This window comes from Collinsella sp. wc0529 (assembly GCF_046116875.1).
Classification (GTDB): Bacteria; Actinomycetota; Coriobacteriia; order Coriobacteriales; family Coriobacteriaceae; genus Collinsella.
Genome location: NZ_JBJXBO010000001.1, coordinates 1305924 through 1329996, shown reverse-complemented (window position 1 = coordinate 1329996; position 24073 = coordinate 1305924). Strand labels below are relative to the sequence as shown.

Annotated in this window: 21 protein-coding genes; 12 read left to right on the top strand and 9 right to left on the bottom strand. The window is 57.9% G+C overall.

Features of this window, described 5'->3' with window-relative positions; all coding sequences use genetic code 11:
- Positions 1-5 precede the first annotated feature (5 nt).
- From pglX to ACKUTP_RS05600, 4 genes are read right to left on the bottom strand one after another with little or no spacing between them, the layout of a single operon-like run.
- A complete protein-coding gene (pglX, locus tag ACKUTP_RS05615) occupies positions 6-2540 on the bottom strand; it encodes a BREX-1 system adenine-specific DNA-methyltransferase PglX (protein WP_409063754.1) in 2535 nt (844 codons plus the stop codon).
- A gap of 9 nt (positions 2541-2549) precedes the next feature.
- Positions 2550-6140, bottom strand: coding sequence for a BREX system P-loop protein BrxC (brxC, locus tag ACKUTP_RS05610; RefSeq protein WP_409063753.1), 3591 nt, complete (start codon positions 6138-6140; stop codon positions 2550-2552).
- 30 nt (positions 6141-6170) lie between these two features.
- Entirely contained in the window at positions 6171-6785 is a 615-nt protein-coding gene (locus tag ACKUTP_RS05605; protein WP_409063752.1) for a DUF1788 domain-containing protein, read from the bottom strand.
- A gap of 9 nt (positions 6786-6794) precedes the next feature.
- The gene (locus ACKUTP_RS05600; RefSeq protein ID WP_409063751.1) at positions 6795-7418 is read right to left on the bottom strand and encodes a DUF1819 family protein; all 624 of its coding nucleotides are present in this window, start codon (positions 7416-7418) and stop codon (positions 6795-6797) included.
- A gap of 376 nt (positions 7419-7794) precedes the next feature.
- Here ACKUTP_RS05600 and ACKUTP_RS05595 point away from each other — a divergent pair, with 376 nt between their 5' ends.
- The 5 genes from ACKUTP_RS05595 to ACKUTP_RS05575 all read left to right on the top strand — a co-directional run bounded on the left by ACKUTP_RS05595 (position 7795) and on the right by ACKUTP_RS05575 (position 12697).
- Positions 7795-8085 carry a type II toxin-antitoxin system Phd/YefM family antitoxin gene (locus tag ACKUTP_RS05595; protein ID WP_409063750.1) on the top strand — a complete coding sequence of 97 codons (291 nt, stop codon included), beginning with the start codon at positions 7795-7797 and terminating at the stop codon, positions 8083-8085.
- Positions 8086-8218: 133 nt separating this feature from the next.
- Positions 8219-9343 (top strand): 3-phosphoserine/phosphohydroxythreonine transaminase, encoded by a 1125-nt coding sequence (serC, locus tag ACKUTP_RS05590; protein ID WP_409063749.1) that lies wholly within the window; start codon positions 8219-8221, stop codon positions 9341-9343.
- A gap of 72 nt (positions 9344-9415) precedes the next feature.
- Positions 9416-10579, top strand: a complete 1164-nt coding sequence (locus ACKUTP_RS05585) for a phosphoglycerate dehydrogenase (protein ID WP_409063748.1) — start codon at positions 9416-9418, stop codon at positions 10577-10579.
- Between the two features lie 177 nt (positions 10580-10756).
- Positions 10757-11977: a M20 family metallopeptidase gene (locus tag ACKUTP_RS05580; RefSeq protein WP_409063747.1), complete on the top strand. Its 1221-nt coding sequence runs from the start codon at positions 10757-10759 to the stop codon at positions 11975-11977.
- Positions 11978-12016: 39 nt separating this feature from the next.
- Positions 12017-12697, top strand: a complete 681-nt coding sequence (locus ACKUTP_RS05575; protein WP_409063746.1) for a DUF1015 family protein — start codon at positions 12017-12019, stop codon at positions 12695-12697.
- Positions 12698-12824: 127 nt separating this feature from the next.
- Here ACKUTP_RS05575 and ACKUTP_RS05570 read toward each other — a convergent pair whose 3' ends face one another.
- From ACKUTP_RS05570 to ACKUTP_RS05560, 3 genes are all read right to left on the bottom strand, one after another.
- Entirely contained in the window at positions 12825-13460 is a 636-nt protein-coding gene (locus ACKUTP_RS05570; RefSeq protein WP_409063745.1) for a histidine phosphatase family protein, read from the bottom strand.
- An 18-nt stretch (positions 13461-13478) separates the two neighbouring features.
- On the bottom strand, positions 13479-14021 hold the full coding sequence (locus ACKUTP_RS05565; RefSeq protein WP_409063744.1) for a histidine phosphatase family protein: 543 nt from the start codon (positions 14019-14021) through the stop codon (positions 13479-13481).
- A gap of 83 nt (positions 14022-14104) precedes the next feature.
- On the bottom strand, positions 14105-14776 hold the full coding sequence (locus tag ACKUTP_RS05560; protein WP_409063743.1) for a nitroreductase family protein: 672 nt from the start codon (positions 14774-14776) through the stop codon (positions 14105-14107).
- A 235-nt stretch (positions 14777-15011) separates the two neighbouring features.
- Here ACKUTP_RS05560 and ACKUTP_RS05555 point away from each other — a divergent pair, with 235 nt between their 5' ends.
- The gene (locus ACKUTP_RS05555; protein ID WP_409063742.1) at positions 15012-15614 is read left to right on the top strand and encodes an HdeD family acid-resistance protein; all 603 of its coding nucleotides are present in this window, start codon (positions 15012-15014) and stop codon (positions 15612-15614) included.
- Positions 15615-16097 carry a DUF188 domain-containing protein gene (locus ACKUTP_RS05550; RefSeq protein ID WP_409063741.1) on the top strand — a complete coding sequence of 161 codons (483 nt, stop codon included), beginning with the start codon at positions 15615-15617 and terminating at the stop codon, positions 16095-16097. It abuts the gene before it with no gap.
- 105 nt (positions 16098-16202) lie between these two features.
- On the opposite strand, the gene ACKUTP_RS05545 is transcribed toward ACKUTP_RS05550, so the two are convergent.
- Positions 16203-17291 (bottom strand): putative manganese transporter, encoded by a 1089-nt coding sequence (locus tag ACKUTP_RS05545; RefSeq protein ID WP_238022452.1) that lies wholly within the window; start codon positions 17289-17291, stop codon positions 16203-16205.
- 171 nt (positions 17292-17462) lie between these two features.
- Here ACKUTP_RS05545 and ACKUTP_RS05540 point away from each other — a divergent pair, with 171 nt between their 5' ends.
- From ACKUTP_RS05540 to ACKUTP_RS05520, 5 genes are all read left to right on the top strand, one after another.
- Positions 17463-18431 carry a 3'-5' exonuclease gene (locus tag ACKUTP_RS05540; RefSeq protein ID WP_409063740.1) on the top strand — a complete coding sequence of 323 codons (969 nt, stop codon included), beginning with the start codon at positions 17463-17465 and terminating at the stop codon, positions 18429-18431.
- A 350-nt stretch (positions 18432-18781) separates the two neighbouring features.
- Entirely contained in the window at positions 18782-19972 is a 1191-nt protein-coding gene (locus ACKUTP_RS05535; RefSeq protein WP_409063739.1) for a hypothetical protein, read from the top strand.
- A 419-nt stretch (positions 19973-20391) separates the two neighbouring features.
- A complete protein-coding gene (locus ACKUTP_RS05530; protein WP_409063738.1) occupies positions 20392-20757 on the top strand; it encodes an ArsR/SmtB family transcription factor in 366 nt (121 codons plus the stop codon).
- A gap of 62 nt (positions 20758-20819) precedes the next feature.
- Positions 20820-21038 carry a cation transporter gene (locus tag ACKUTP_RS05525; protein ID WP_117742982.1) on the top strand — a complete coding sequence of 73 codons (219 nt, stop codon included), beginning with the start codon at positions 20820-20822 and terminating at the stop codon, positions 21036-21038.
- A 100-nt stretch (positions 21039-21138) separates the two neighbouring features.
- Positions 21139-23091 (top strand): heavy metal translocating P-type ATPase, encoded by a 1953-nt coding sequence (locus ACKUTP_RS05520; protein ID WP_409063737.1) that lies wholly within the window; start codon positions 21139-21141, stop codon positions 23089-23091.
- Between the two features lie 420 nt (positions 23092-23511).
- Here the strand turns inward: ACKUTP_RS05520 and ACKUTP_RS05515 are convergent, their stop codons facing one another.
- Positions 23512-23901, bottom strand: coding sequence for a metal-dependent transcriptional regulator (locus ACKUTP_RS05515; protein WP_409063736.1), 390 nt, complete (start codon positions 23899-23901; stop codon positions 23512-23514).
- Positions 23902-24073 lie beyond the last annotated feature (172 nt).

Here is a 24073-nt window from a genome sequence, read left to right as displayed (position 1 = left end):
ACCACCTACAGCAATGGATGCCGCTTGAAATCCCAGGAGGTTTCAAACGAGTCCCAGTCGGCTTTTGCTGCATCCCTTAAGATTTCAACAAGATGAACAGCGCAAGGACTATCCTCTGGACCACCCAATAACGGCAAATAGCCCATTTTGCGAACATTCTTGTGACGACCGGGCATTAGTAGTTGAATAAACGCATCTGCTGTTGAAGAATTGGCAAAACCTTGAATATAGGATAATTTCACCGCTGCTGCTCGCTCCGTATCAACAAAAGCAGGCTCGATAACGTCAAAGAGGTGTCCAGATCCACAGTAGCGAAAGGATGCCTTGCCCAATCCGTAATCACCCCAGCTCACAAGCGGTTTAAATCTATAATTCACTGGTAAATCCATTACTTTTCGACCCTCGCTTTGGGCCGTACCAAAAACAAACTCTCCAGAACGTCCCCAGTGAATTACGGAAATCGAATTGCCGTACCATTTTCTGAAATCTCCGCCATTTTTATATGGCACCCACGTTCCACAGTGAGAGTAATCATTGGCTGAAACGGAAGTTGACATGTCGTCGCTAGGGACTTCCCACCACAGTCTAATAAAGCGATCCGTATCTCCAGTTTGAATTCCAACTCGCGGTGGCAGAAACGACGCAAGCGTCGCTTTGGAGGCAAAAGCGTCCGCCATCGACTCGGTTACGCCATAAGCAATCACGCTATCAGGCAGCCGGTGAAAAAACGAAGGCTTACAACGAAACTTGTCCAGCTTCTGAAAGACACTCGACCTCAAATCTCTTGAGTCGGCCAAATCAGAAGCAAGCACACGCAAAAAGGTGCCGGAATAGTCACCAGCAGCATTTGAAAATACTGTCGCAGTCGTCTCAAAAGCAATAGGCATAACAGTGGGAGACATATCCATCATGCAAATGACAGGGTGTTCAGACAAAACATCCCGCCTTGCGGAAAGCAAACCTTTGTCAACAGTCCACGTAGCTATCGTAACGAGTGCCGAATATGAACCTTTGTGAGCAAATTGAAACGACCTACTTATGAAACAAGCATAGAGGTCAGAAGAATAACCAGGGTAAAAGCGACGAACCCAATCCGCATACCAAGAACCCAAACTCCTCAACCCCATGTACGGCGGATTGGCCACTACGCAGTCGTGGCGGCGAGCGAGAATCTCGCAGGTCTTAAGGGCACATTCCAGTTTATTTTTAGAATTACCGTCAAACAGACCATCGGTGCCGATGAGTTCGATCGCCTCACGCAGTGCGGCAAGGTCGCCCTCGCTTGGAATGAGCAGCGAGCCGACCTCGTCCAGATGCGATAGGGCATCGATGAGATCCCTCTTCTTGGAAAGCGCGGCGCCGTGCGGAAGGTCATCCTCCTCCAGCATAACCGGCTCAAGCACGGTGACATCCGCCTGAACCCCACGGTTAAAGAAACGTCTATCCATCTCTCGGGCACACATAGCCAGCGCCAACCCTGCGATCTGGGCGGCGCGGGAGTCAATTTCCATACCATGAAGGTTCTTGGACAGAATAAGTCCGGGGATATCGCGCGTGCGGTATTCGCGCTCTAAATACATCTTTGCCAAGAGTTCAAAAGCGTAAACGAGAATATGGCCCGAGCCACAAGCCGGATCACACAGCGAAATATCCTCGGGACTCTCGATTTTAATGAAGTCCTCGTGCTCCGCATCGGGCTCGATGTAGTACTCCATTTTGTCACGCAGGGGACTTCCCGGGTTGTTCAGCATCCACAAACGCCCCAAGGAGTTCTGCACCATGTAGCGCACGATCCAGTTGGGCGTAAACAGTTGTGTGGCCGGACCGATGGTGTCCGGCGTCTCCTTGGCCTTAGATTTAAAAAATGCGTCTTTGACCTCGGAGTTGTAGAACTGATACATCCAGCCCAAGGACTCGACGTTTTCCCACGTGCTTCGCTTAACCCGTTCGACTAGAGCGCACAGTACGCCTTCTTCACCGCGGTCCAAAAGCCTTGCCGGAAGCAGCAACGCATCCGCCGTGCCCACGCGACCAAAGATGGCAGGCAGGCACTCGGCGAGTTCGTTCATCTGGGCCAGCAGAATGAGACGGAACAACGCCTCGTCATCTGCCGCAGCGACAAGATCAAACACGCGATCGCGCTCCAAGCCTGGCAGGTCAAGCTCCGTCGGCATACGCAAGCAGTCTGGCGAAAAACTATCGTACTCCGAGGTTTCGCAATATGAACTTAACATGCGCACGCCACAAGGCAGATAGCCTCGCACTTCCATATAGCGTATTGCAGCGAAGCGATTGAACCAGGTATAGGCCATTTCCTCGCAAAAGCGCGCATAGCCGTCATGCTCTATACGGCGATATAGCTCCGAACGTTGCGAACGCTCGAGCGCAGAGAGCACCGTGCCTTTAACAATGGTTGCATCGCGATCGAATTCTTCACGCCCCGCATCGTCGAGCCCGTAGGCATAGCAACGCTGACGTACCTCATCAATTAAGCGGATGCGTGCCCAAGGGCAAAACTTTTCGAGTTCTTTCGTATCCATGTTTCTCCCTTAGCCCAAACGGATGGCGTCATTACCCTCAAGGCTTCGCAGCAGCTCTTTGCGCGCGGCCTCCAAATAGTCATCGATCTGCTGTTGCGAGCTCAGCTCAAGCGGCCTAAAAACCATACTGCGGCTCACCGATTTGACGCGTCGTTTAGGAGCGGGTGCCGGTCGAGGCTCACGCGATGAACCCTGCGCAGCGGCCCCCGAATGATCGGTCGTTACCGTCACACTCGTAGTTGCCGGTTTGGGACGATTCGCCTCTTCGTAGGCATCATCAATCATTTTGTACAGAGTCGTCTGAGCACGATCAAGCTTGACGGGCACAGCATCCAGGGCGGTCAGCGTTGCCGCATTATGCACCTCGTCTTTACGAGCGCTGTGCGACTCCCCGATGCGCGTCGGTGCAACGCCTTTGTTTTGGGCATACGCTTCGATATCCCCATAGCGCTCTTCAACAGAATTGAGCATGGAGATGCGCTTTTGGTCCAAAAGCTCCTTGTAGGCAGCTCTCACCTTTAGGTTTGCCTCGGATAGCTTTTGGAACTGCAGACTCAGACTCGGCTGCTTAACTGCTTCCCCAATGACAGAAAGCGCATCCAGCGTTTCCGAAGCGCCCTCAAAATAATCGCGCTCACTCTCCATTTGCTTGAATATCTCGCAGGCACCGTCGAATACAGTCACCTTGCTGTCGAAAAACTCGTCAATATCTTCGAGATCTTCAGCCGCATCTCGCAGCTCGTTCTCTTTTGCAGCGATCGCCATAATTAGGTCGACGGCATCGCGGCCGCTCTGCAGTAAGCCCTCGATAAGGTTCTTTGCATTCACGACCTCCTTATAGCCCGGGTAATCGGGGTTACGCTGGTACTTGACCGAAAGGAGGCTCGCCAAGCTATCGCGGCGCTTTTCAAGCTCCCCGCGACATGCCTCGGCAAGGCTGTCCTCTTCGAGCGGCAGAGTGTGATTATCGTTCAATTCTTCTACAGCCTGTCGCGCCTTGGATATAGCTGCCCGGGAAAGCTGTTGGCGCGCCTCAACAACAGCCTGTCGTGCCTTAGCAGCCTTACGCAGATAATCAAGGATCTTGGAATCCCTAAGATCAATCGCTTGCCCCGCGCAGAGCAGGCGAGCGCGCTTTTGCGCTAGCAGCGTTGCGACCACGGCGGCAATGTCAATCTCCGCCCAACCATAAGGCTTCGCATGGTACGTCTCGAGCAGCTCGCTCATTGTTACCTGCATATGTTGGGCGGCGCGAGCTTCCAGCAAACGCATAACCGCTTCGATGGCCCCGGCATTGGGCTCTTGCCCATTCATTGCCGGAGTGTACGCAGTTAAAATCTGCTTGATCTGCATATCACTGTCGTAGTTTTTATCGATAAGCGACAACTTGTTGTACGTAACGGAAACAAGCTGGCGTACGCAGTCCTCGATCATATTCTTGGCAGACGCCGATTTGACTGGCGAATACTCACTGCCGTAGACATAGAACGTTCCATGCAGCACAGCCTGGCGCATAAGGTCCTCTGCGCGCTTATCCAGAGCAACACGCTCTTCCTGCTTGCCACGCAAGATCGAAGCCACCACTTCGCTGCGATTGTCTGCCTGACGGCTATTGAGGTATTGCTCAATACATGCCGACTGATACAGACAGTCGTAGTAGTCTTGCTGGGAATCGAGCACCACGATGGCCTCTCCCCTGCTAGAGCTAAGGAGCAGGTCCTCGCGCGAAGGGATCGGGGCGCCATCCACGCCAGAAATAACGCGCAGCGCCAGCCCCGATGCGCTGTTATAACGGGTGTCGTCCAGATATTCCTCAACGTCGAAAACGTTTTTACCGACCGACACCTTAGCGTTTTCGAAGACCTGCCTAAACATAATCTGCGCAGCCTTGGACGTAATCTTCGTAGCGTCCGGCTGCACGCGCGAAATCTGCTGGGCGATCTCCTGCTCTTCGTCGGTCAGGTACTTATACGTTTCGCCGTTGCGAGCCACATAGTTTTGACGTACCAAACGCTCCAAGGACTGCGAAATCTGCTCGCGAACGACAATGCGATCGGTGCGCACGTCATCGGTCATAAGGGTGACCAAGTTATCAACGTTTGCCGGCATGTCCTTATCGACATACAGGATCAAGAAAAGCAGTTTGAGTACCGGAATGTCGCATTCCTCAAGACCCTGTCCCTTTTGGGCGGCATCCGCCGCTCGAAGAACTACGCGACGATGATAGTCCTCGAGCGACGTCGAGATCGTATTGTAGAAACGCCAGAGCGGAACCAGGGCATTCTGGTCCTTATCCTCTATGCATCGAGCGGAGTCTTGAAAGCCACTCAGCATGGAACGTTCGGCACTTGAGCTGTTTTTTCCGGATGCACCGTGATTGCGCATCTCATCCATGATTTTTTGAATGAGCTTAAACTGGTAATCAGCAAACGGATACGTGCTGGCGAAGTCTTCGGCGCCCTCGTAGCCAATTAGATCGGCCGCCGCATCCTTAAAGCTATACAAGTTGTTGAGGACCGCCGAGCGCTCCTGATACTCAGCCTTCAGCAAGTCGTTCGCATACTGATTTTTCGCCAAAATGCGGCGACGAATAACTTCATCGGCGCACGAGCTGCTCAAAGATAAACGCGTATTAAAGCGGTCTTGAATCTTGGAGAAGTCGCTGCCCTTAACCTTGGTAATTTGATCAATCGCCTGCTGTCCGGTAACCATAACCCATACACGGCCGCCGCATTTGGTGCCTAGCGCCTCGACAATGCTCTGCAAATTCAGCATTAGCTCGGTATCGCTCGCGATAAACTGGCTCATCTCGTCGGCCATAAAGATCATGCGATATGAGCCGCCGCATTCTTGCTCTCGACGCTTTGTGTATTTAGCAATATCGTCGGTAAGCTGGTCGATTGAAAAATCATTGCTTTCCGATTTTTCATACCAGCGCTCTGCCTCGTCCTTGCTCATGACGCCCGTGCGACTGAGTGCCTCGATAACGTCGTCGGAGTTAAAGTCGTAGTCCTCGCGGCCATCGACCCAGGGGCTATGATTAATCTCTTCGAATGCGGCACGGAATTCCTGAGTTTTACCGGCGTCGTCAATACGACGCTCCAGGCGAGCGAGCTTAAAATCTGCACCGTAGAACCCACGGCTCTCGTAATACATCTTGGCAAAAATGCGCGCAACCGCGCTGCCATCCTTATTGAGCGGGCTTTTGATGCCCATATTAAAGAGGATAGCGTCGGTCGTCACGCCCGCCGCGCGCTTTGCTTTGTCGGCAAGTTCGTCATCTTCAAAACGCGGAGCAATATACTCAATCGCAGTTTTACCTGCCGCCTCACGGTTCGTGAACAGGTAGCTGAGCATCTTGAGAAAGTGAGATTTACCCGAGCCAAACGAACCGCTAATCCACACGCCGATTTTATCCGTCGTATCATCGAGAGCCCGGTCATACGCATCGAAAAGCGTCTTGAAATGGCGGCGAAGCTCGTCGGTCACAACGTATTCGTTCAGCTCTTGCCTGACACTGCCGTCATCCTCCTGATCGACCTTGATAACACCGTTAATGTTTCGGTCGATGTCGTGCTCAAACATATCTTTGATCTTCATGGGAATGCCTTTCAATGACCGGAAACGTTTTTAGAGTTGGTTAAACGCGCGATAGTAGTTGCCGTCGGCAATCGTGCCAAACAGCTTTAATTGCTGCCCGTCATAGGTGCCGGGGTAAAACAAAACGACGGGGATATCGGAAAATACCGGCTGAATAGACTCGAGAATGATGTGGGCACGCATGAACGGGTAAATCTTGCCAACGCCCGAGACAACCAGGACGTCGCGCCCGCGTTTTGGCTCGCCGTATCTCTCGATAAAGCTGCCGTGAATGAACTCGAGGTACTTCTCGGGCCCCACTCGGCTCTGCATGCGTTGCAAGAAGTGATCGCTGCCTCGTTTTTCCTCGAGGGCGCTCATCTTTTCTAAGATGCCGCGTTTTTCGCAAATGCCGATAAACACGTTCCACAGGTCAAACGAAACAATGTTTGGGGCATCGTTTTTTATCCGGCGCTCGTGTGCGCTATCATCCACTAGCTGCTGAGTCAGAGCACGTACCTGGTCCTCTTGCCTAGCTGCATATGGATAGATATAGAGCGGAACCTCGCCACCCAAGCCACGACAATTCAAAAACTCAGGGTCGTGGAATTTGGAACGAATGAGCTCAAAGCTCATGTCGATTGAAGGCAACTCGGTTGCTGTCATCTCGCACCCCTATTCCGTTATGCCAAAGGCGGGCAGAACCGCAGCATCGTCGTTGGCCCGAACGCAACGCTCGAGCTCAAAATCGAGCAATGGCGGACGAAGGACTTCGGTTTTGCGGCTATACAATCCGGCGCCCTCTATACAGTTGACGAGGACTTGGCGCACTTTATTGCACGTAGCATCCGACCACGTTGCAACGCGATCGTCCTGCGCGCGAAGTCCTTCGATAAACGTAACGATTTCCGATTTTCGAAGCGAGAGATCAAAAAGGCTGAACTTAGGGGCAATCACGCACGTCATAAAGTCCCAGACAACTCGGTTGTCGCACATCATTGCATACAGGTTGACCTGCGCAAGCTGCTCGAGCGAACCATGCGCAGCAAGATTTATCAGACTTGCGCGCACGTCTTCGTCTTCGCTAAGAGCCAACAACCGGCGACAGCAAGCACGGGTGATAGACTTTTGCTCACGCTCGGTAGGATATTGAAAGAGATTCTGGGCGGTGACCTTTTCAATAATCTCTTTCGTATCAGAAAGGTTCTCGTCCACCATGAGACGCGCAACGACACGCGTCTCATTAACAAGCCACTGCTCGCGTGTCATAGAACCACGATAGGTGGTGGGCATGCTCATGTCGTTCAGCCTCTCGACGAATCAAATAGGTACATTTGATTCATACGCCAAAACGCTTCACATCCATTGAGCAACATTTTGTTGCACAACATTTTAGCTGCGAAAACTCCCTGAACGGTAAAAATATTCTGTGAACGGCAAAAAGAGGATCTGGTTTATTACGATTGCTGGAGCCGTAAAAACGATAGGCTTAATGGATGGATTGGGCGCCACAAAGCGATACGCCTCACTGGATAGTCACACATAATCCTTCGAGCAGAAACACACTTGTGAGTGCAGGCATGTATCGGTATTGTGTCCCCTTCGCGTTGGGGCCCTCATCCTCCGCCACGCTCAACAAAGAGTTATACATATGATTCTATGTAAGGAGTTTCATATGCCCGCCGTAAAGCCTATTTCCGATTTGCAACGGAACTTTGACTCCATTGCGGATAGCTGTCACAAGACCAAAGAGCCCGTTTGCCTAACCAAAAACGGATCGGCGTCGCTTGTCGTCATGGATGCTGAGGTCTATAACGAGCAGACGCGCGCACTAACCGCCATTCAGGAACGCGAGGATCGCATTCAGCAATCCATCGCCCGCGGCTACGATGACCTCGTAAAAGACCGCGTGCGCCCCTGGAAACAAGCAAAAGCCGAGGCAGATCGGATGCGAGCCATCAGGTAAGCCCCCTCCCCCATGTAACCATCCTGTAAATCATAGCGGCACACTCGGGTTTTACCGTGATGCGGTCGCGCCTGGCGCTCCACTGTGCTAAAGTATCCCGAACGTTCAAACGACTATGAGGGGGAACTAGAAGATGGCACGTGTGCACAACTTCTCAGCTGGCCCGGCCGCACTGCCGACAAGCGTGCTCGCCGAGATCGCCGACGAGATGATGGACTACCGCGGTTGCGGCATGTCCGTGCTCGAGATGAGCCATCGATCTAGCATGTACCAGCAGATCATCGACGACGCCGAGGCAACCCTGCGCCGTCTGCTGAGCATCCCCAACAACTACCGTGTCCTGTTTTTACAGGGCGGCGCCACGCTGCAGTTTGCGGGCATCCCGATGAACCTCATGCGCCGCGGCCGCGCTGGCTACGTCGTGACCGGCAACTTTGCCAACAAGGCGTACAAGGAGGCCGCCAAGTACGGCGAGGCCGTGCTACTCGCGAGCTCCGAGGACACCAACTTCGACCGCATTCCCGACATGGCCGACATCAACGCGCGCATTGCCGCCGAGGCCGCGGGCGACGGGCTCGACTACGTCTACATCTGCCAGAACAACACCATCTTTGGCACCATGTTCCACGAGCTGCCCGATTGCGGCGACGTGCCGCTGGTCGCCGACGTCTCGAGCTGCTTTCTGTCGCAGCCGCTCGACGTCGAGCGCTACGGACTCATCTACGCCGGCGCGCAGAAAAACGCCGGCGCCGCGGGCGTCACCGTGGTTATCGTGCGCGACGACCTGATCGCCGAAGGCCCCGCCTTTGCGCAGACTCCGCAGTACATGGACCTTAAGACCCAGGCCGCCAAGGGCTCCATGCTCAACACGCCCAACACTTTTGGCATATACGCGTGCGGCAAGGTGTTCCGTTGGGTTGAGCAGACCGGCGGACTTGCCGCCATGGCCGAGCGCAACTGGGCCAAGGGCAACCTGCTCTACGACCTGCTCGAGCACAGCAAACTATTCCGCGGCACCGCGCAGACAGACAGTCGCTCCATCGCCAACGTCACCTTTCGCACCGGCGATGCCGACCTCGACGCCGCCTTTGTTGCGGGCGCGGCAGAGCACCAGATCCAAAACGTCAAGGGCCATCGCCTCGTCGGCGGCATGCGCGCCAGTGTGTACAACGCCGTCACCATGGAGGACGTGCAGGCGCTGGCCACGTACATGAAGGACTTCGAAGAGCAGCATAGTTTGAGCCCGCGATCTAACTAGCCCGCAACACGCGGGCCGACCAGCCACATCAGACCACTCTGTTTAGATCAAAACCTGCTAAGGAGTTTTTCCATGCGCAAGATTAAGACCATCGACGACATCACTAAAGACGGCAAAGTCGAGTTTGGCGAGGGCTACGAGTTTGTGAGCACCGCCGAGGAGGCCGATGCGATCCTGATGCGTTCCACCGACCTGCACGGCTACGAGCTGCCCGAGGGCATCCGCGCCATCGCCCGCTGCGGTGCCGGCGTCAACAACATCCCCGTCGAGGAGTACGCCAAGAAGGGCGTCGTCGTCTTTAACTCCCCCGGCGCTAACAGCAACGCCGTCAAGGAGCTCGTCCTGGGCATGCTGGTGCTTTCGAGCCGCGGCGTAGTGCAGTCGATGAACTGGGTGCGCGACAACGCCGACGACCCCGAGATCCAGGTCGATGCCGAGAAAGCCAAGAAGGCCTTTGTGGGCCGCGAGCTCAAGGGCAAGCGCATCGGCGTCATCGGCCTGGGCAACGTGGGCTCCAAGGTCGCCAACGCCTGCGTCGATCTGAGCATGGACGTCTACGGCTACGATCCGTTCATTTCCGTCGAACACGCATGGGTGCTGAGCCGCGAGGTGCAGCGCGTGGGCACGCTCGAGGACCTCTGCCGCGGCTGCGACTACCTCACCGTACACGTGCCCAGCAAGGCCGACACCATCGGCATGATCAGCACCGAGCAGATCAACCTGCTGGCCCCGGACGCCGTGCTCATCAACTACGCACGCGAGACCATCATTGACGAGGACGCCGTCGACGCCGCCCTGCGTGCAGGCAAGCTCAGCTGGTTTAGCTGCGACTTTGCCACTCCCAAGACCGTCAAGATGCCCAATACGTTTATCACCACGCACTCGGGCGCCGGCACCGGCGAGGCCGAGGCCAACTGCGCAGACATGGCCATCAGCGAGCTCAAGGATTACCTGGAGAACGGCAACATCGCGCACAGCGTCAACTACCCCGCCTGCAGCATGGGCAAGGCGCGCGCCGCAAGCCGCATTGCCTGCCTGCACGCCAACGTGCCCAACATGATCGGCCAGATCACGGCCATCCTGGCCAAGGACAACGCCAACGTGCAGCGTATGACCAACGAGTCCGCCGGCGAGAACGCCTACACCATGTTCGACACCGATGAGCACCTGGACAGCAGCACCATCGAGGCGCTCAAGCAGATTCCGTCGATGTATCGCGTGCGCGTGATCAAATAGCGCCGGCTGACCTGACGGGCAGTTCCCCATGTGGCCTGCCCGTCACTGACATTGAATGGCAACGGGGGCGCCTTTCGCACGAGAGGCGCCCCCGTTTTTGTGAGCACTCCATTAAATGCACTGAGCCGCTTCTTGGCATACAATCTGTATGTTGACCTAACTATTTGTGAGGTGCCTATGGTTGATACAGATTTTGCTTGGCGGCTTACGCAAGGGCTCGTGCGGATCGACAGTTCCGACCCAGGTGCGTATGAGGGCGAGATTGAACGCTATATCAAAGCGTTGGTTGAGGAACGGTTAGCGCAGCTGAGCCATCCGGTACTCGATGCCGTGCAAATTGCAGAGCTCGAAGTACTCCCCGGGCGCCGCAACCTTATGGTCACCGTGCCCGGTTTGAGCGACGAGCCACGGCTCGTCTACATCTGCCACATGGATACCGTCACCTTGGGAGACGGCTGGGACGCAGGCATTCCGCCGCTCGGAGCAATCGTGCGTGACGATAAACTCTATGGCCGCGGTGCCTGCGATATGAAGGGTGGCCTGGCCTGCGCCATTGCTGCACTGGTCCATACGCTCGAGCGCGTGGCGGCGGATGGCGCGCTGCCCCGCCGCGGCTTTTCGCTCATCTGCTCGGTCGACGAGGAAGACTTTATGCGCGGCTCCGAGGCGGCCATCGACGCCGGCTGGGTCGGCTCGCGCGAATGGGTACTGGACACCGAGCCCACCGATGGACAGATCCAGGTGGCGCACAAGGGACGCACATGGTTCGAGATTGAGATGACCGGCGTGACGGCACATGCGAGCCAGCCTTGGAAGGGCGCCGACGCCGTCGCTGCCATGGCCGAGGCCGTCTGCTCGCTTCGCCATGCGTTCGCGGCGCTGCCCGTACACGATGAGCTGGGGCCTTCGACCATCACGTTTGGGCAGATCGAGGGCGGCTATCGCCCCTATGTCGTGCCCGACCACGCCAAGGTCTGGGTCGATATGCGCCTGACCCCGCCGACTGATACGGCCGCCGCGACGCGCATGGTAAAGCAGGCCATCGCCGGCGCCGAGGCCGCGGTCCCCGGCTGCCATGGCAGCTATATCGTGACAGGCGACCGCCCCGCCATCGAGCGCGATCCAAGCTCTCCTCTTCTAGCTGCGCTCAAGCGTGCCGCCGATGACGTGACAGACGCGGACACGACCGTCGGCTTCTTTACCGGCTACACCGACACTGCCGTCATTGCCGGCAAGACGGGTAACCGCAACTGCATGAGCTATGGTCCAGGCTCGCTCGCGCTCGCTCACAAGCCCAACGAATATGTGCCCCGCGCCGATATCGTTCGCTGCCAGCAAGTGCTGATCGCGCTCGCCGACAACACGCTCTGGGACGCAAGCGGCCAAGTTAGGGCATAATAAGCCGCGAACAAACCGACTCGCGCGTTAGGACCGTCCATGAAAGCTCTTCCGTTTCCCTGCATCCGCCCAGCTCAGGATCGCGTGCTCGAAGCGCTGCCTGCGATGGGCGGTATCCTGAGCGGCAACGACGCCCTGCGCGGCGCCATCGCCGACGGCCCGATGCTCAAGGATCCAGGCGCGGCGTATTACGTGTACGAATGCTCGGGCGAGCCGGGTCGCGTGACGGGCGTTGTGGCCATTTGCCCGGTCGGCGTGCTGGCTGGCGACAACGTGGCCTCCGCAGATGCGGCAACAGCCGCCCGTGCAATCGCCGAGCTCAAGGTGCAGCCGCGCCCCGTGTCGCTCGCCTACGAAGCCTCGCCCGTCATGGATATCATCCTCGGCGCCGCCAAAGAGGGCGCTTCGCTCTATGCTGTCACCGACCCCGCCAGCATTACGCACCGTGTGTGGGAGGTCAAGCGCGAGGACGCCGTTGCCGCCATCCGGGCCATGCTCGACCAGGCACCGGAGCCGACACTGGCCGACGACCCCGCCTACGCCGCCGCTCTGACCGGGGCGTCGCAGCTGCTGGCCAATGAGGCCCGCACGGCCGGCACCTATACGGGCAAAGAACCGTTCAACTTTACCGTTGCCGCGTTATTCCCCGCCGCGCAGGTCGCCGGCGGCGTACCGCAGGTTCCGACGGGTTTGCTCACCCACCAGATCGCACGGTTCTAACAGAACCCTAACGCACATTACAAAGACTCGATAGCTCAACAAACAAGGGGCGGGGATACACGCGCATGCATCCCCGCCCCTTTCACATCGAGCAATGATGTCGGCGATCCGCATCGCCACGCCCGCGCTACCCGCGCTGCGGACCCGCTGCCGCTGCCAACGGCTCTAGCCCCAGCTCGCGCGCGTAGTCTTCCTGCGTAAAGATCTCAACCAGTTCAAACGTATCCGTCGCATCATCAAACGCAAAGTGCAGCACCGAGCAGTTGCCCGGCACACGGTCGCGCTCGTCGGCCGCCGCGCCCTTCACGTGGTCCATGAACTCCTTGATAGCCGAGCCGTGGCTTACCGCGAGCACACACGTATGGTCCGGACGCTGCATAAGCTCGGTCAACGTCGCCACCATGCGCTCGCGCACCTGCATCTGGCCCTCGCCGCCAAACTGGCAATAGAAGTCGCGCCACGGGCGCTCGGGCATGAGCATCACGCGCTCGGCCTCAAAGTCGCCAAAGAACCACTCGCGCAGGCCGTCCAGGCGCTCGTACGCCAAGCCCGGCCACAAGTTGGCGATAGTCTGCTCGGTGCGATGAAGTGTGGAGGTGTAGGCATGGTCGGGCTCAATGCCGCGCGCACGCAAGAACATGCCGGCGCGCGCCGTCTGGTCGCATCCCAGCTGCGTAAGCGGCGAGTCACTCCAGCCCTGAATAATGCGTTTGAGGTTAAATATCGTCTGTCCATGACGGACCAGATACAGGTCTTTATTCATAGGGGGTCCTTTCGTTTGTTACCAACCCAAGAGCGAAAACGCCCCGTCGAAATAGCCAAAATGAAGCACGGCACCGTTGTCGGGTTGCTCTCCCCCGCCAGTCACGCATCTAAAAAACTCCTGGCAGGCTGAGCCGTGGGAGACGGCCAGCACGCAGTCGTGCCGGGGTCGGGACATGATGCGGGACAGTGCCGCGACCATACGTGCGCGAAGCTCACTTTCCGACTCGCCACCAAAGGCAACCGGATAATCGCCCCAGGGCTGCGCCGGCATCTCACGGTTTGATGTGCCCTCCAACGAACCCAAATGCCACTCGCGCAGTTCATCGACCAGTTCTATGGAACGGCCCTCGCCAACGATCAGCTCGGCCGTACACCGCGCCCGCCCCAACGGAGACGAATACACATGGTCAAAGGTCACGCCGCGGTCCTCGAACGCCGCACGCGTCGCCAGCGCTTGCTCGCGCCCGCGCGCCGTAAGCGGTGAATCGCGCCAGCCCTGCAAAATGTTCTTCACATTGAGCTCGGTCTGCCCATGCCGCACCAAATACAGATCGGCCACACGCCCTCCCCTCGCACCACCACAAAGGGGACAGGCACCTTTGTGGTGGTTTTGCCGCCGGATCGCGCCGCAACGACGCGCAACTACAGCAGCACGTCGGCAAGCGGACGCTTGGGCACGTGATGCACCTGCGCCTCATCGCGCCAGTAATTGATAGAGCCATCCGGGTTGGAGTCGATCGCATCGATCACCTGCGTCTCGGCTGGCACGCCAAAAGCCATGATCAGCTTGAGCTCGTATTTGTCGTTATCGAGCCCCATGGCGTCGATTGCACGGGGCGTAAAGGCCTTGAACATGCATGCCGCCACCTCGGGCGTGGCGCTGCGAGCGGCGAGCATCATCGTCTGGGCGGCAATGCCGGTGTCGACCTCGGTGATGGGCGCGGCGGGCTTACCCGGAACAGCGCGCTCGGCAAGAATCGCGATGTAGCCGGTCGGGCGCTCGCCCTCATCGGGACCCGGCCAGTCCTTAAGCGCGCCGGCCCACGCGAGCTCATCAAATACGCGCGCGCAGTCCTCTGCACCGCTCACCACATGAAAGCGCAGGCGCTGAGCGTTGGCGCCGCAAGGGGCCAGGTGTGCCAGCTCCGCCAGCTCGAGCAAAAACTCGCGCGGTACGCGCATGGACTCGTCAAATCGGCGGCACGTGCGGGCGCGGCGGACCAGCGTGTCAAACGTGTCCAGGCCAAGCTTTTCGCAACCCTGCTTTGCCATCGACTCGGCGCTTACCGGCGCTGCGGGAACTGTTTCGTTCATAGGGACCCCTCAATAAAAGCCAATTGTCCTTAAGAAAATCTAACCTAAAACGTAGGCAATAACGAACAGAGCCGCAATGTTCTACATCTGTTGAATATCCCACATCCAAACGGGAACAAAGATAACAATTCGGGAAGGTGAGGCTCCCATTCGCCCTTTCCGCCCCACGCGACGGCGCCCTTGGGCGATACTGGTTGCAAGAGCTACGGCTTACGCCGCACGGAAAGGAGACATCATGAGCATCTTTAAGAACGATGACAAGCAATCGAGCGCGTTTGGATTTGACGAGAAAAGCATGGCAGGCAAGGCCGTCAAGGCCGTGCGCTGGATTTACGCCATCACGGGCGTCTTAGCGCTCGTCGCCGGCATCGCACTGCTGTTTGCGCCCGCCAAGTCCCTCGTCTTCCTAACGACCGTCTTGGGCTTATACTTTGTGATCACGGCCGCGATCAGGCTGTTACCCGCTGTTTTCGAGCCGCTGCTGCCCACCGGCTGGCGCGTTACGAGCATCATCTCCAACCTGCTCATCATTCTGGGCGGCGTCATAATCCTGCGCAACCAGGCCTTCTCGACCGCGACGCTCACCACGCTTGTAGTGGTCGTCGCCGGCTTTGGCTGGATCGTCGAGGGCGTCATGTCCATTCTGGAGTCCGAGCTTTCCGCCAACCGCGCCCTCGCCATCCTGAGCGGCGCGCTCTCCATCATCGCCGGTATGTTCGTGTTTATCTATCCGCTGTGGTCGGCAAAGATGCTCGTCATCTTTAGCGGTGCCGCGTTGCTGGTGTTTGGCGTGACGCTGATTGTTCGCGCCATTCAATTTGGCAAACTGGTGCGCTAGATGCCAAAGACGCTTTTTATTGATGCCGACGCCTGCCCGGTCACGCGCGAGTCGATCGACTGCGCACGGAGGGCGGGCGTCGCCGTCGTTATCGCCGGCAACAGCACGCAGAACCTGGAACGCCACATTCGCCGCGACGATCCGCGCGACGCCGAGCACGCTCGTCGAGGCTTTTGGGTCACGACGCTCGACGTGAGTGTGGGAGCCGATAGCGCCGACTTTGCCATTGTCGAGCGTCTGCAGGCAGGCGATGTGGTCGTAACGCAGGACATTGGCCTGGCGAGCATGGTGCTCGGCCGCGATGCCGCCGCCATTGGCGTGCGCGGGCGCGTCTACGATAAGGCGATCATCGACATGCAACTGTTTATTCGCCACGAGGAAAAGAAGGTGCGCCGCGCCGGCGGTCGCACTCGCGGTCCGGCGGCATTTACCAGCGAAGACCGGGCCCGCTTTAAGCGCAACCTCACCGAGCTGCTGCGCTAACCAAGGTAGATTTTCGGGACATGCCCGGAAATCTACCTTTTTGTTTTGGCAGCGGAAATGCCCTGGTCACAGGGGTAGATCGTAAGACATGTCCCAATAATCTACTTAAAGGCCAACGGCGGAGAGGATGAGGCCCCAGCCGGCACCGATGACGTACATCATGATCAGGAACAGGACGTTTTCGCGGGCGCTGCGGTTGGTGCGGAACAGCACCAGGTAGCCCACACCGGCAGAGATGAGCGTGCCGGCGAGCATCGGGGCCAGCTGCAGCGCGCCTTCCAGGTACAGTTGCGTGATGACGACGCTGGCCGAGCAGTTGGGGATCAGGCCGACAAGCGCCGAACCCAGGACGGCGAGCGTCTCGTTGCCACGCAGGAACTGCTCGATCGCGGACTCGCCGAAGGTCTCGAGCACGGCGACCAGAATCAGCGTCACCAGAAAAATGAATACCGATACCTGCACGGTGTGCGAGATGGCGCTGCGAATAATCGACAGGAGGGGCGCGCTCTCGTGAGAGTGGGAGTGACCGTGGCCATCATGGTGTTCATGCTCGCCCCCATGACCGTGATCGTGTCCATGTCCGTGTTCGTACTCGTCCTCGTCTTCATCGCAACCGCAATGGTCGCGCTCGCACAGCTCATGGATGTGATCGGCGCTCACGCCCGCCTCGGCCACTTCATCAATGATGTCGCCCCCGGTATGGTCGTCGTGCGCGCAGTTCACATGAGCCGGATTGGAAGCGGTCCCCAGCACGGTACGGCGAATCGCCGCATGCGCGCGAGCGTTACGACGAAGGCCGCGGATAGCCGCGTCCACGATAAAGCCCGTGACCAGCGCGATCAGTGCCTTCGAAGCCAAAAGCATCGCCATGGTCTGCACGGGAACCTGCTCGGCAAGTAGCAGCGGCAGCATCTCGTCGGAGGTCGAAAGGAACACCGCCACCAACGTGCCCAAGGTCACGACGCGACCGGCGTACAGCGTTGCCGCCATGGCCGAAAAGCCGCACTGTGGCACCATGCCCAGCAACGAGCCAACCACGGGGCCGGCGGCGCCCGCGCGCTTGATGGCGCCGTTGACGCGGTCGCCCGCAACATGCTCGAGCGTCTCGAGCGCAAGGTACGTCACCAACAAGAACGGCACCAGCGAGAGCGTGTCTTTGCCGGCGTCGAGCAGAATATCAATCAGTAAATCCATGACGGATGGAACCTTTCGTGTCTTTCGGCAGCATTGTAAAAGTCCTAGCGGTCAACTAGGGTATTGTAGTTGTCCCGGGCGCGGTGCCAATAGTTGCCCATGGTAAACTATCATCTCGCCACAACTCAGTAACCCCGAGCCGCGCAACGCGGCCCGTCCAAGGAGCAGCATATGAATGTTTCGCAAGCACTCGAATACGAGCGCCAGCCGTTTATCCCCATGTTTATCTACGGCGACCACGGCGCCATGGAATCTGAGCGTCAGAAGGGCGAGGAGGCCCTCAAGGTGCTCGAGACCGAGTACTTTACCGCCGAGGGTGACCCCGGCTTCGACTTTGCCACCGTGCGCGACCTGGCCGACCGCAACCGCGACCTGTGCGACCAGATTGGCGAGGCACGCCTACGCAACGTGACGCCCGCGACGCTCTCGCGCGGCCTGTCCGATGCCGACACCTGCGCGGCCATCGGCAAGATGCAAAAGCGCACCGCGGCATCGGTCATGCGCGAGATCCGCGGTGACCGCGACGCACTCGGCGTAGCCTATGCCCGCAAGCCCATCCAAGGCACGGTGCTGGGCATCGACATCGAGACCACCGGTCGCGCGCCCGAGCGCGGCTACATCCTCAACGTGGGCTGGGAGATCATGGAGCTCACCAGCGACGCCGTGCCGCATGACGCCGAGGCGCACTACTGCGGCCTGCCCGACATCTATCGCGGCGAGGACGTGCCGCTGTCGAATATCCACCACATCACTTGGGACGACATCGACGGCAAAACGCCCTTCCGTGAGAACAAGGAGCTGCAAAAGCAGCTGCTCAAGCTCATGAAGAAGTATCCCTATATGGCGCACAACGCTGCCTTCGAGGACAGCTGGTTCAAGATTCATCTGGACGGTTACGCCGAGGCACGCCGCGCAGGCAAGATCATCGTCATCGACTCGCGCCAGATCTGCCGCAGCCTGGACGCCGACGTGCGCTCGCTCCCCCGCGAGTCCGCGCCCGCTGCGCTCGAGAACTGGGCGCGCCGACGTGGCACCCTCGCCGCCGACGCCAACGAGCAGCACCTGGGCCTCGACGACACCGACCTCATGCTCCGTACCGTCCAGGCCGAGTTCAACCTCAAGAACCTGTTTGCCAAGTAGAAACGTCTGCAACAAACACTGCTTGCTCACGAGCGGCCTCACAGCGGGAACCCCCGCAGCGAGGCCGCCCTACGTTCCACAAGCAGGCCCGCTCTTCACAAATTCTGAACCCTATTTTTTAACTACTTCGGCACTTTCCCGACACGTGATTCGTGTTCGGATGGCGATGCATCGATACCAAATGTGCAGCAATTGAGTATTTCTATGCTATAGCCGAGCTGCGAAAACATTTATTTAGGGCGTACCAACCCATAATTGCGTCAAGCTTTTGGACAGCATTTGGTTAGACCTCTAAAACGACTTTTCCACTCAGCGCCATCAACGCAGCATTAGCTGACACGATATATACCATGAGTATCGTATTGTCACATACCACGGCAAAAGCGGTCTACCAGGCCGCGCATTCGGTTTCTGCGAAAGACATCGAGTCCTGCAGCCCTGTCGCAATTTACGGATCGTGCCCCACCGGAACGCTCCTCGACGCGGCCACAGAATGGCTTGCCAAACATGATGTTGCCCGCGACGCAAACCATTCCCCCGAGGTAATGGTGTTTGATCGCAGGAACGCGCGCTACGCGATGGACTGCCGATGCCACGTTTCGTCAAAGAGATTCTCATGCTCGCGTTTTATAGAGCTAGAAGATGACATCTACATTGTTGGCGTTGAGCTTTGCGCACTTCAGGCCGCCACCTATCTCCCTTTTCGCGAACTAGTGGAGTACTACTTTGAACTGTGCGGCGCCTATTCCCTTGGAACCGGTTCTTCTACCTCTTATACCGAGCGTTTCCCACTTACCTCGACCGAGAGGTTAAAACAGTTCTTTAATTCCATTACCAGATGCGATGGTTTGGCCCTTGCCCGAAAGGCTATTCAATGTGTACGCGATGGATGCCGCTCTCCCATGGAAACGGCCTTTGTCATGATGCTTACGCTGCCCAAAAGCGAAGGTGGACTTGGTATTAAGGGAATTGAGACCGATTACGAGGTACAGGTCACCGCTGCCGCAAAAAATCTCACGAGACGCAAAAAGTTCTTTATGGATGCATATCTGAAGAAATCTCGAACAGATATTGAATACAACGGTTTTTATCACGACGCGGAAGAAGACCGCGCCATCGACGAAGAACGCAAGAACGCACTTGCGTCCATGGGGTACGGAATCATCACCGTCAGCCGTTATTCCTTTATGCATGCCAGCTCTTTCGTTAGGGTCATGGAGGCAATCCAAAGAAAAGAAGGTATACGCCCCTCGCGTTTGCCAAAAGACTTTCAAATCATGCAAGAGGACCTGAGACTGTTTGTGCTCAGAAGGTTTATTGAGGAGAAGAAACGAATCCAGGAGGAGCTTCGCCAGGATTCCGAAGAGCGTCAACGAATCGATCTCGAAAAAGCAATGCTCGAAAGCATCACATTGGACGATCCGACGATTAACGAGGCTCCGGCAATCGATGACATGCAAATCGTCGAACCAGGCAGCCCATCACTCAACCAAACAAGCAGCTTCACGCCCGAGGGCAGGGTCTTCGGGGCCGGAAACTAGGCCGACTAACAAGGTGGGTACCCTAGCGACGTGCAAAATTGCGAGTATTCAGCAGGGTCGGGTGTCCATCACCCTCGAGTGGATCCAAATGTGAAGCGAAATCACTCTTGCGTGAGAACGTTAGGCAACATTTGAGGAAGAACTCATCGGTTTAACACCCTAAGATAGCTCTTGAACTACATTATTTGGCCCGCGATAGATTAACAGACCCCCTATCGTTGCAGAATACTCCAATTTTTGCACGGCGCAGGGGCACCCACCCCGGCATCGCTAATCAAAACCGCTTAGTCCGGGATCTCGTCCGCTTTTCCTCATCATTTTGTACGACGAATTACCTGAACGTTATTGACATATGAACATGCGCTCATATAATCGGAAGCAAGTTATATGAGCGCATGTTCATATGAAAGGATGTTGCAATGAGCGACCACGCTGATGAAACAAAGACTGACATCGAGGCCACCGAACCCGTGATCCCCACCACCTGCTCGCCCGAGGACCTTCCCGACGAGGAACTTCTCTACGACCTCGCCGACCTGTTCAAGGTCTTCAGCGACACCACGCGCATCAAGATTCTCTATGCCCTCATGGGCCGCGAGCTCTGCGTGGCAGACATCGCCGAAGCGACCGAGACCTCGCAGTCGGCAGTCTCGCACCAGCTGCGCACGCTTAAGCAGTCGCACCTGGTCAAGTTCCGCCGCGACGGCCGCAACATCCTCTACTCGCTTGCCGACGATCACGTCTACACCATGCTCAACCAGGGCATGAGCCATATCTGCGAATAGCAACCAACCACGGTACCAGCGCGGCCTGCACCCAAGCCGCAAAAGAGGGAAAGGAACCCACCATGAAAAAGCAGTTTAAACTCGACGAGATCGACTGCGCCAACTGCGCGCGCGAGCTTCAGGACGAGCTGGCCAAGCTCGAGGGCGTCAAATCCGTGTCCGTCAACTTTATGACCCAGAAGCTGACGCTCGAGGCCGATGACACCGAGTTCGACGAGGTGCTCAACCGCGTCGTGGAATTCACCGCCGACGCCGAGCCGGACTGCGAGATCATTCTCTAGCCCAGGCTTACGCCAACCTGCAAGGCCGCGATTGCCGCGGCCTTTGCTCGCGAAATTATATGAGCGAGTGTTCATACATTCAAATGGGAGGAAACGAGTCATGGCCACCGACGACCCCAGAAAGAAAAAGAAGAAGCGCAAGAAAAAAGAGTCACTCGAGCATAAGCGCAACCGCATCCTGGTAGCGCTGGGCATTTTTGCCGTGGTGTACGCCCTCGATGAGCTTGGCACCCTCGCCGCCGCATTCGGCACCCCGGGCGACATCTACGCCAGCTTTGTGCTGTTCCTCGTGCCGTTTTTGATTGCCGGCTACGACGTACTGCAAAAGGCATTCAGTAACATCCGCCGCGGCAAGGCCTTCGACGAGAGCTTCCTTATGGCAGTCGCAACCATCGGCGCGTTTGCCATGGTGCTCTTCCCCGATACCGACCCGCACATGGCCGAAGGCGCCGCCGTCATGCTGTTCTACCAGGTCGGCGAGCTGTTCCAGGCGTATGCCGTGGGCAAAAGCCGCAAGTCAATCAGCGCCATGATGGACATCGCGCCCGACTACGCTAACGTCGAGCAAGCCGACGGCACACTCGAACAGGTCTTTCCCGATGACATCGCCGTCGGCACCGTGATCGTGGTCAAGCCCGGCGAGCGCGTGCCTATCGACGGCGTCATCGTCGAGGGCGAAACCCAGCTCGACACCGCCGCGCTCACGGGCGAGTCAGTCCCCCGCCCCGCCAAGTCCGGCGACGATATCATCAGCGGCTGCATCAACATGACGGGCCTCATCCACGTGCGCACCACCAAGCCCTTTGGCGAGTCCACCGTCGCGCGCGTCCTGGAGCTCGTGGAGAATGCCAGCGAAAAGAAGGCACGCACCGAGAACTTCATCACACGCTTCGCCCGCGTCTACACCCCCGCCGTCACCGGCGCGGCCGCGGTGCTCGCCCTTGGCGGCGGCCTGGTCACCGGTGCCTGGTCCGACTGGATTCTGCGCGGCCTGACCTTCCTGGTCGTCAGCTGCCCGTGCGCGCTCGTGATCAGCGTGCCGCTGAGCTTCTTTGGCGGCATCGGCGGCGCCTCCAAACTGGGCGTTCTCATCAAGGGTTCTAACTACCTCGAGACGCTCGCCGACGTGGACACCGTCGTCTTTGACAAGACAGGCACCCTCACCAACGGCACTTTCTCGGTGGTCGCGGTGCACCCCGAGGCTGGCTATACCGAGCAGTCGTTGCTTGAGGTCGCAGCCCTTGCGGAGTCGTTCTCCGATCACCCCATCGCGCAGTCGGTAAGCACCGCCTACCAGGGCGAGGTCGACCCCAAACGCGTGAGCGACTCCGCCAACGACGCGGGCCACGGCGTGACGGCAACCATCGACGGCAAGCACGTCGTCGTCGGCAACGCAAAGATGCTCGCCGCGGCCGGAGTCGAAGCGCCCGATTGCGAGGTCGTTGGAACGATTCTGCATGTGCTCGTTGACGGCGTGTACGCCGGCCACATCGTGATTGCAGACACCGTTAAGGCCGATGCCGAGCAGACGATCCGCGACCTGCACGCCGCCGGCGTCAAGCGCACCGTTATGCTCACGGGCGACCGCGAGGAAGTGGCTGCTGCGGTGGCCAAGCAGCTCGGCCTCGACGAGTTCCATGCGCAGCTGCTGCCGGGCGACAAGGTCGAGCGTGTTGAAGCGCTGCTCGCGGCCGAAAGCGGTAAGGGCAAGCTCGCCTTTGTCGGCGACGGCATCAACGATGCGCCTGTGCTTACGCGCGCCGATGTGGGCATTGCCATGGGCGCCATGGGCTCCGACGCTGCGATTGAGGCGGCGGATGTCGTGCTGATGGATGACAAGCCGTCCAACATTTCCCGCGCGATCCGCGTGGCGCGCAAGACCATGTCGATTGTCTGGCAGAATATCATCTTCGCGCTGGGTATTAAGCTGCTGATTTTGGTGCTTGCGGCGCTCGGCATCGCCAACATGTGGCTTGCGGTCTTTGGCGACGTAGGCGTGGCAATCATCGCCATCCTGAACGCCATGCGCGCGATGGGTGTCAAGAACCTGTAGCGTTCGTGGGCTGTCCGGCCGGGACCGGGCTTGGTTTTGAAAACGTCCTCGACCAATGAAGTGCCCCCGTTCTGCTCCTTCGGAGCTACGAACGGGGGCACTTCTGGTCTGCGGAATGTTTTCAAAACCAAGCCCGGTCCCGGCCTGCGGTAACGTTGCTGGCGGTTCTTGGGCATCGCTTGCTGGCGGGGTTCCTTGTCTGAGTTGGACTTAGTTGGTGGGGCCACTGGTCCCGGTCGCTGTCCCGCGCCTTTGGCGCGGGAGGCGCGCCTCTTTGGGAACGAAGAGATAGCTCAGCTGTGATGGCGTCGCGCACCGAATGCTCCACTTTGGACTGCGTCGGACTCGTTGTTGTTCGAATCCCCTATCCCCCTTTCGCTGGTTCGCGCTTTGCGCGAACTCCGCGCTCCTGGGGGTCAATTAGGCTTCCGTTGTTGCGCCGGCCGCATCTTCCCGTCCCAACATCGCCCTCAGCTTCTCGAAGCTCTCCTCACTCAGGCAGTGCTCCATGTGGCAACCCTCTTGCGACGCGACATCCGCCGAAACACCGGCTTCCTCGAGCAACCGCACGAAAAAGCAGTGGCGCTCCCACATTTGGCGAGCGACCTCCAGACCACGTTCCGTCAGATGAACGTCGCGCTTGCCCATTTCGACATAGCCGCTGTTTTCCAGCGTCGCCATGGCTTTAGAGACGCTCGCCTTGGTCACACCCAGGTATTCGGCGACGTCGATTGAGCGCACCGTGCCTTGGCGCTCCGAGAGCACATAAATAGATTCGAGATAGTCTTCTCCAGATTCACGTAGGGTCATGGGCCGCCTTTCGCGATGATCGTTAGTTAGCCTTTGGATACTTTCCTTGGCTTACTTTACCGCAAAAGTTGCCCATGTCTTACTACGTTGTTTAAAAAGTTAACCGTGTTTCACAAAATGCGCGGGGCAAGCAGGGCGACACCGTACGCAACGTACAAGGAGTGTCCCCAGC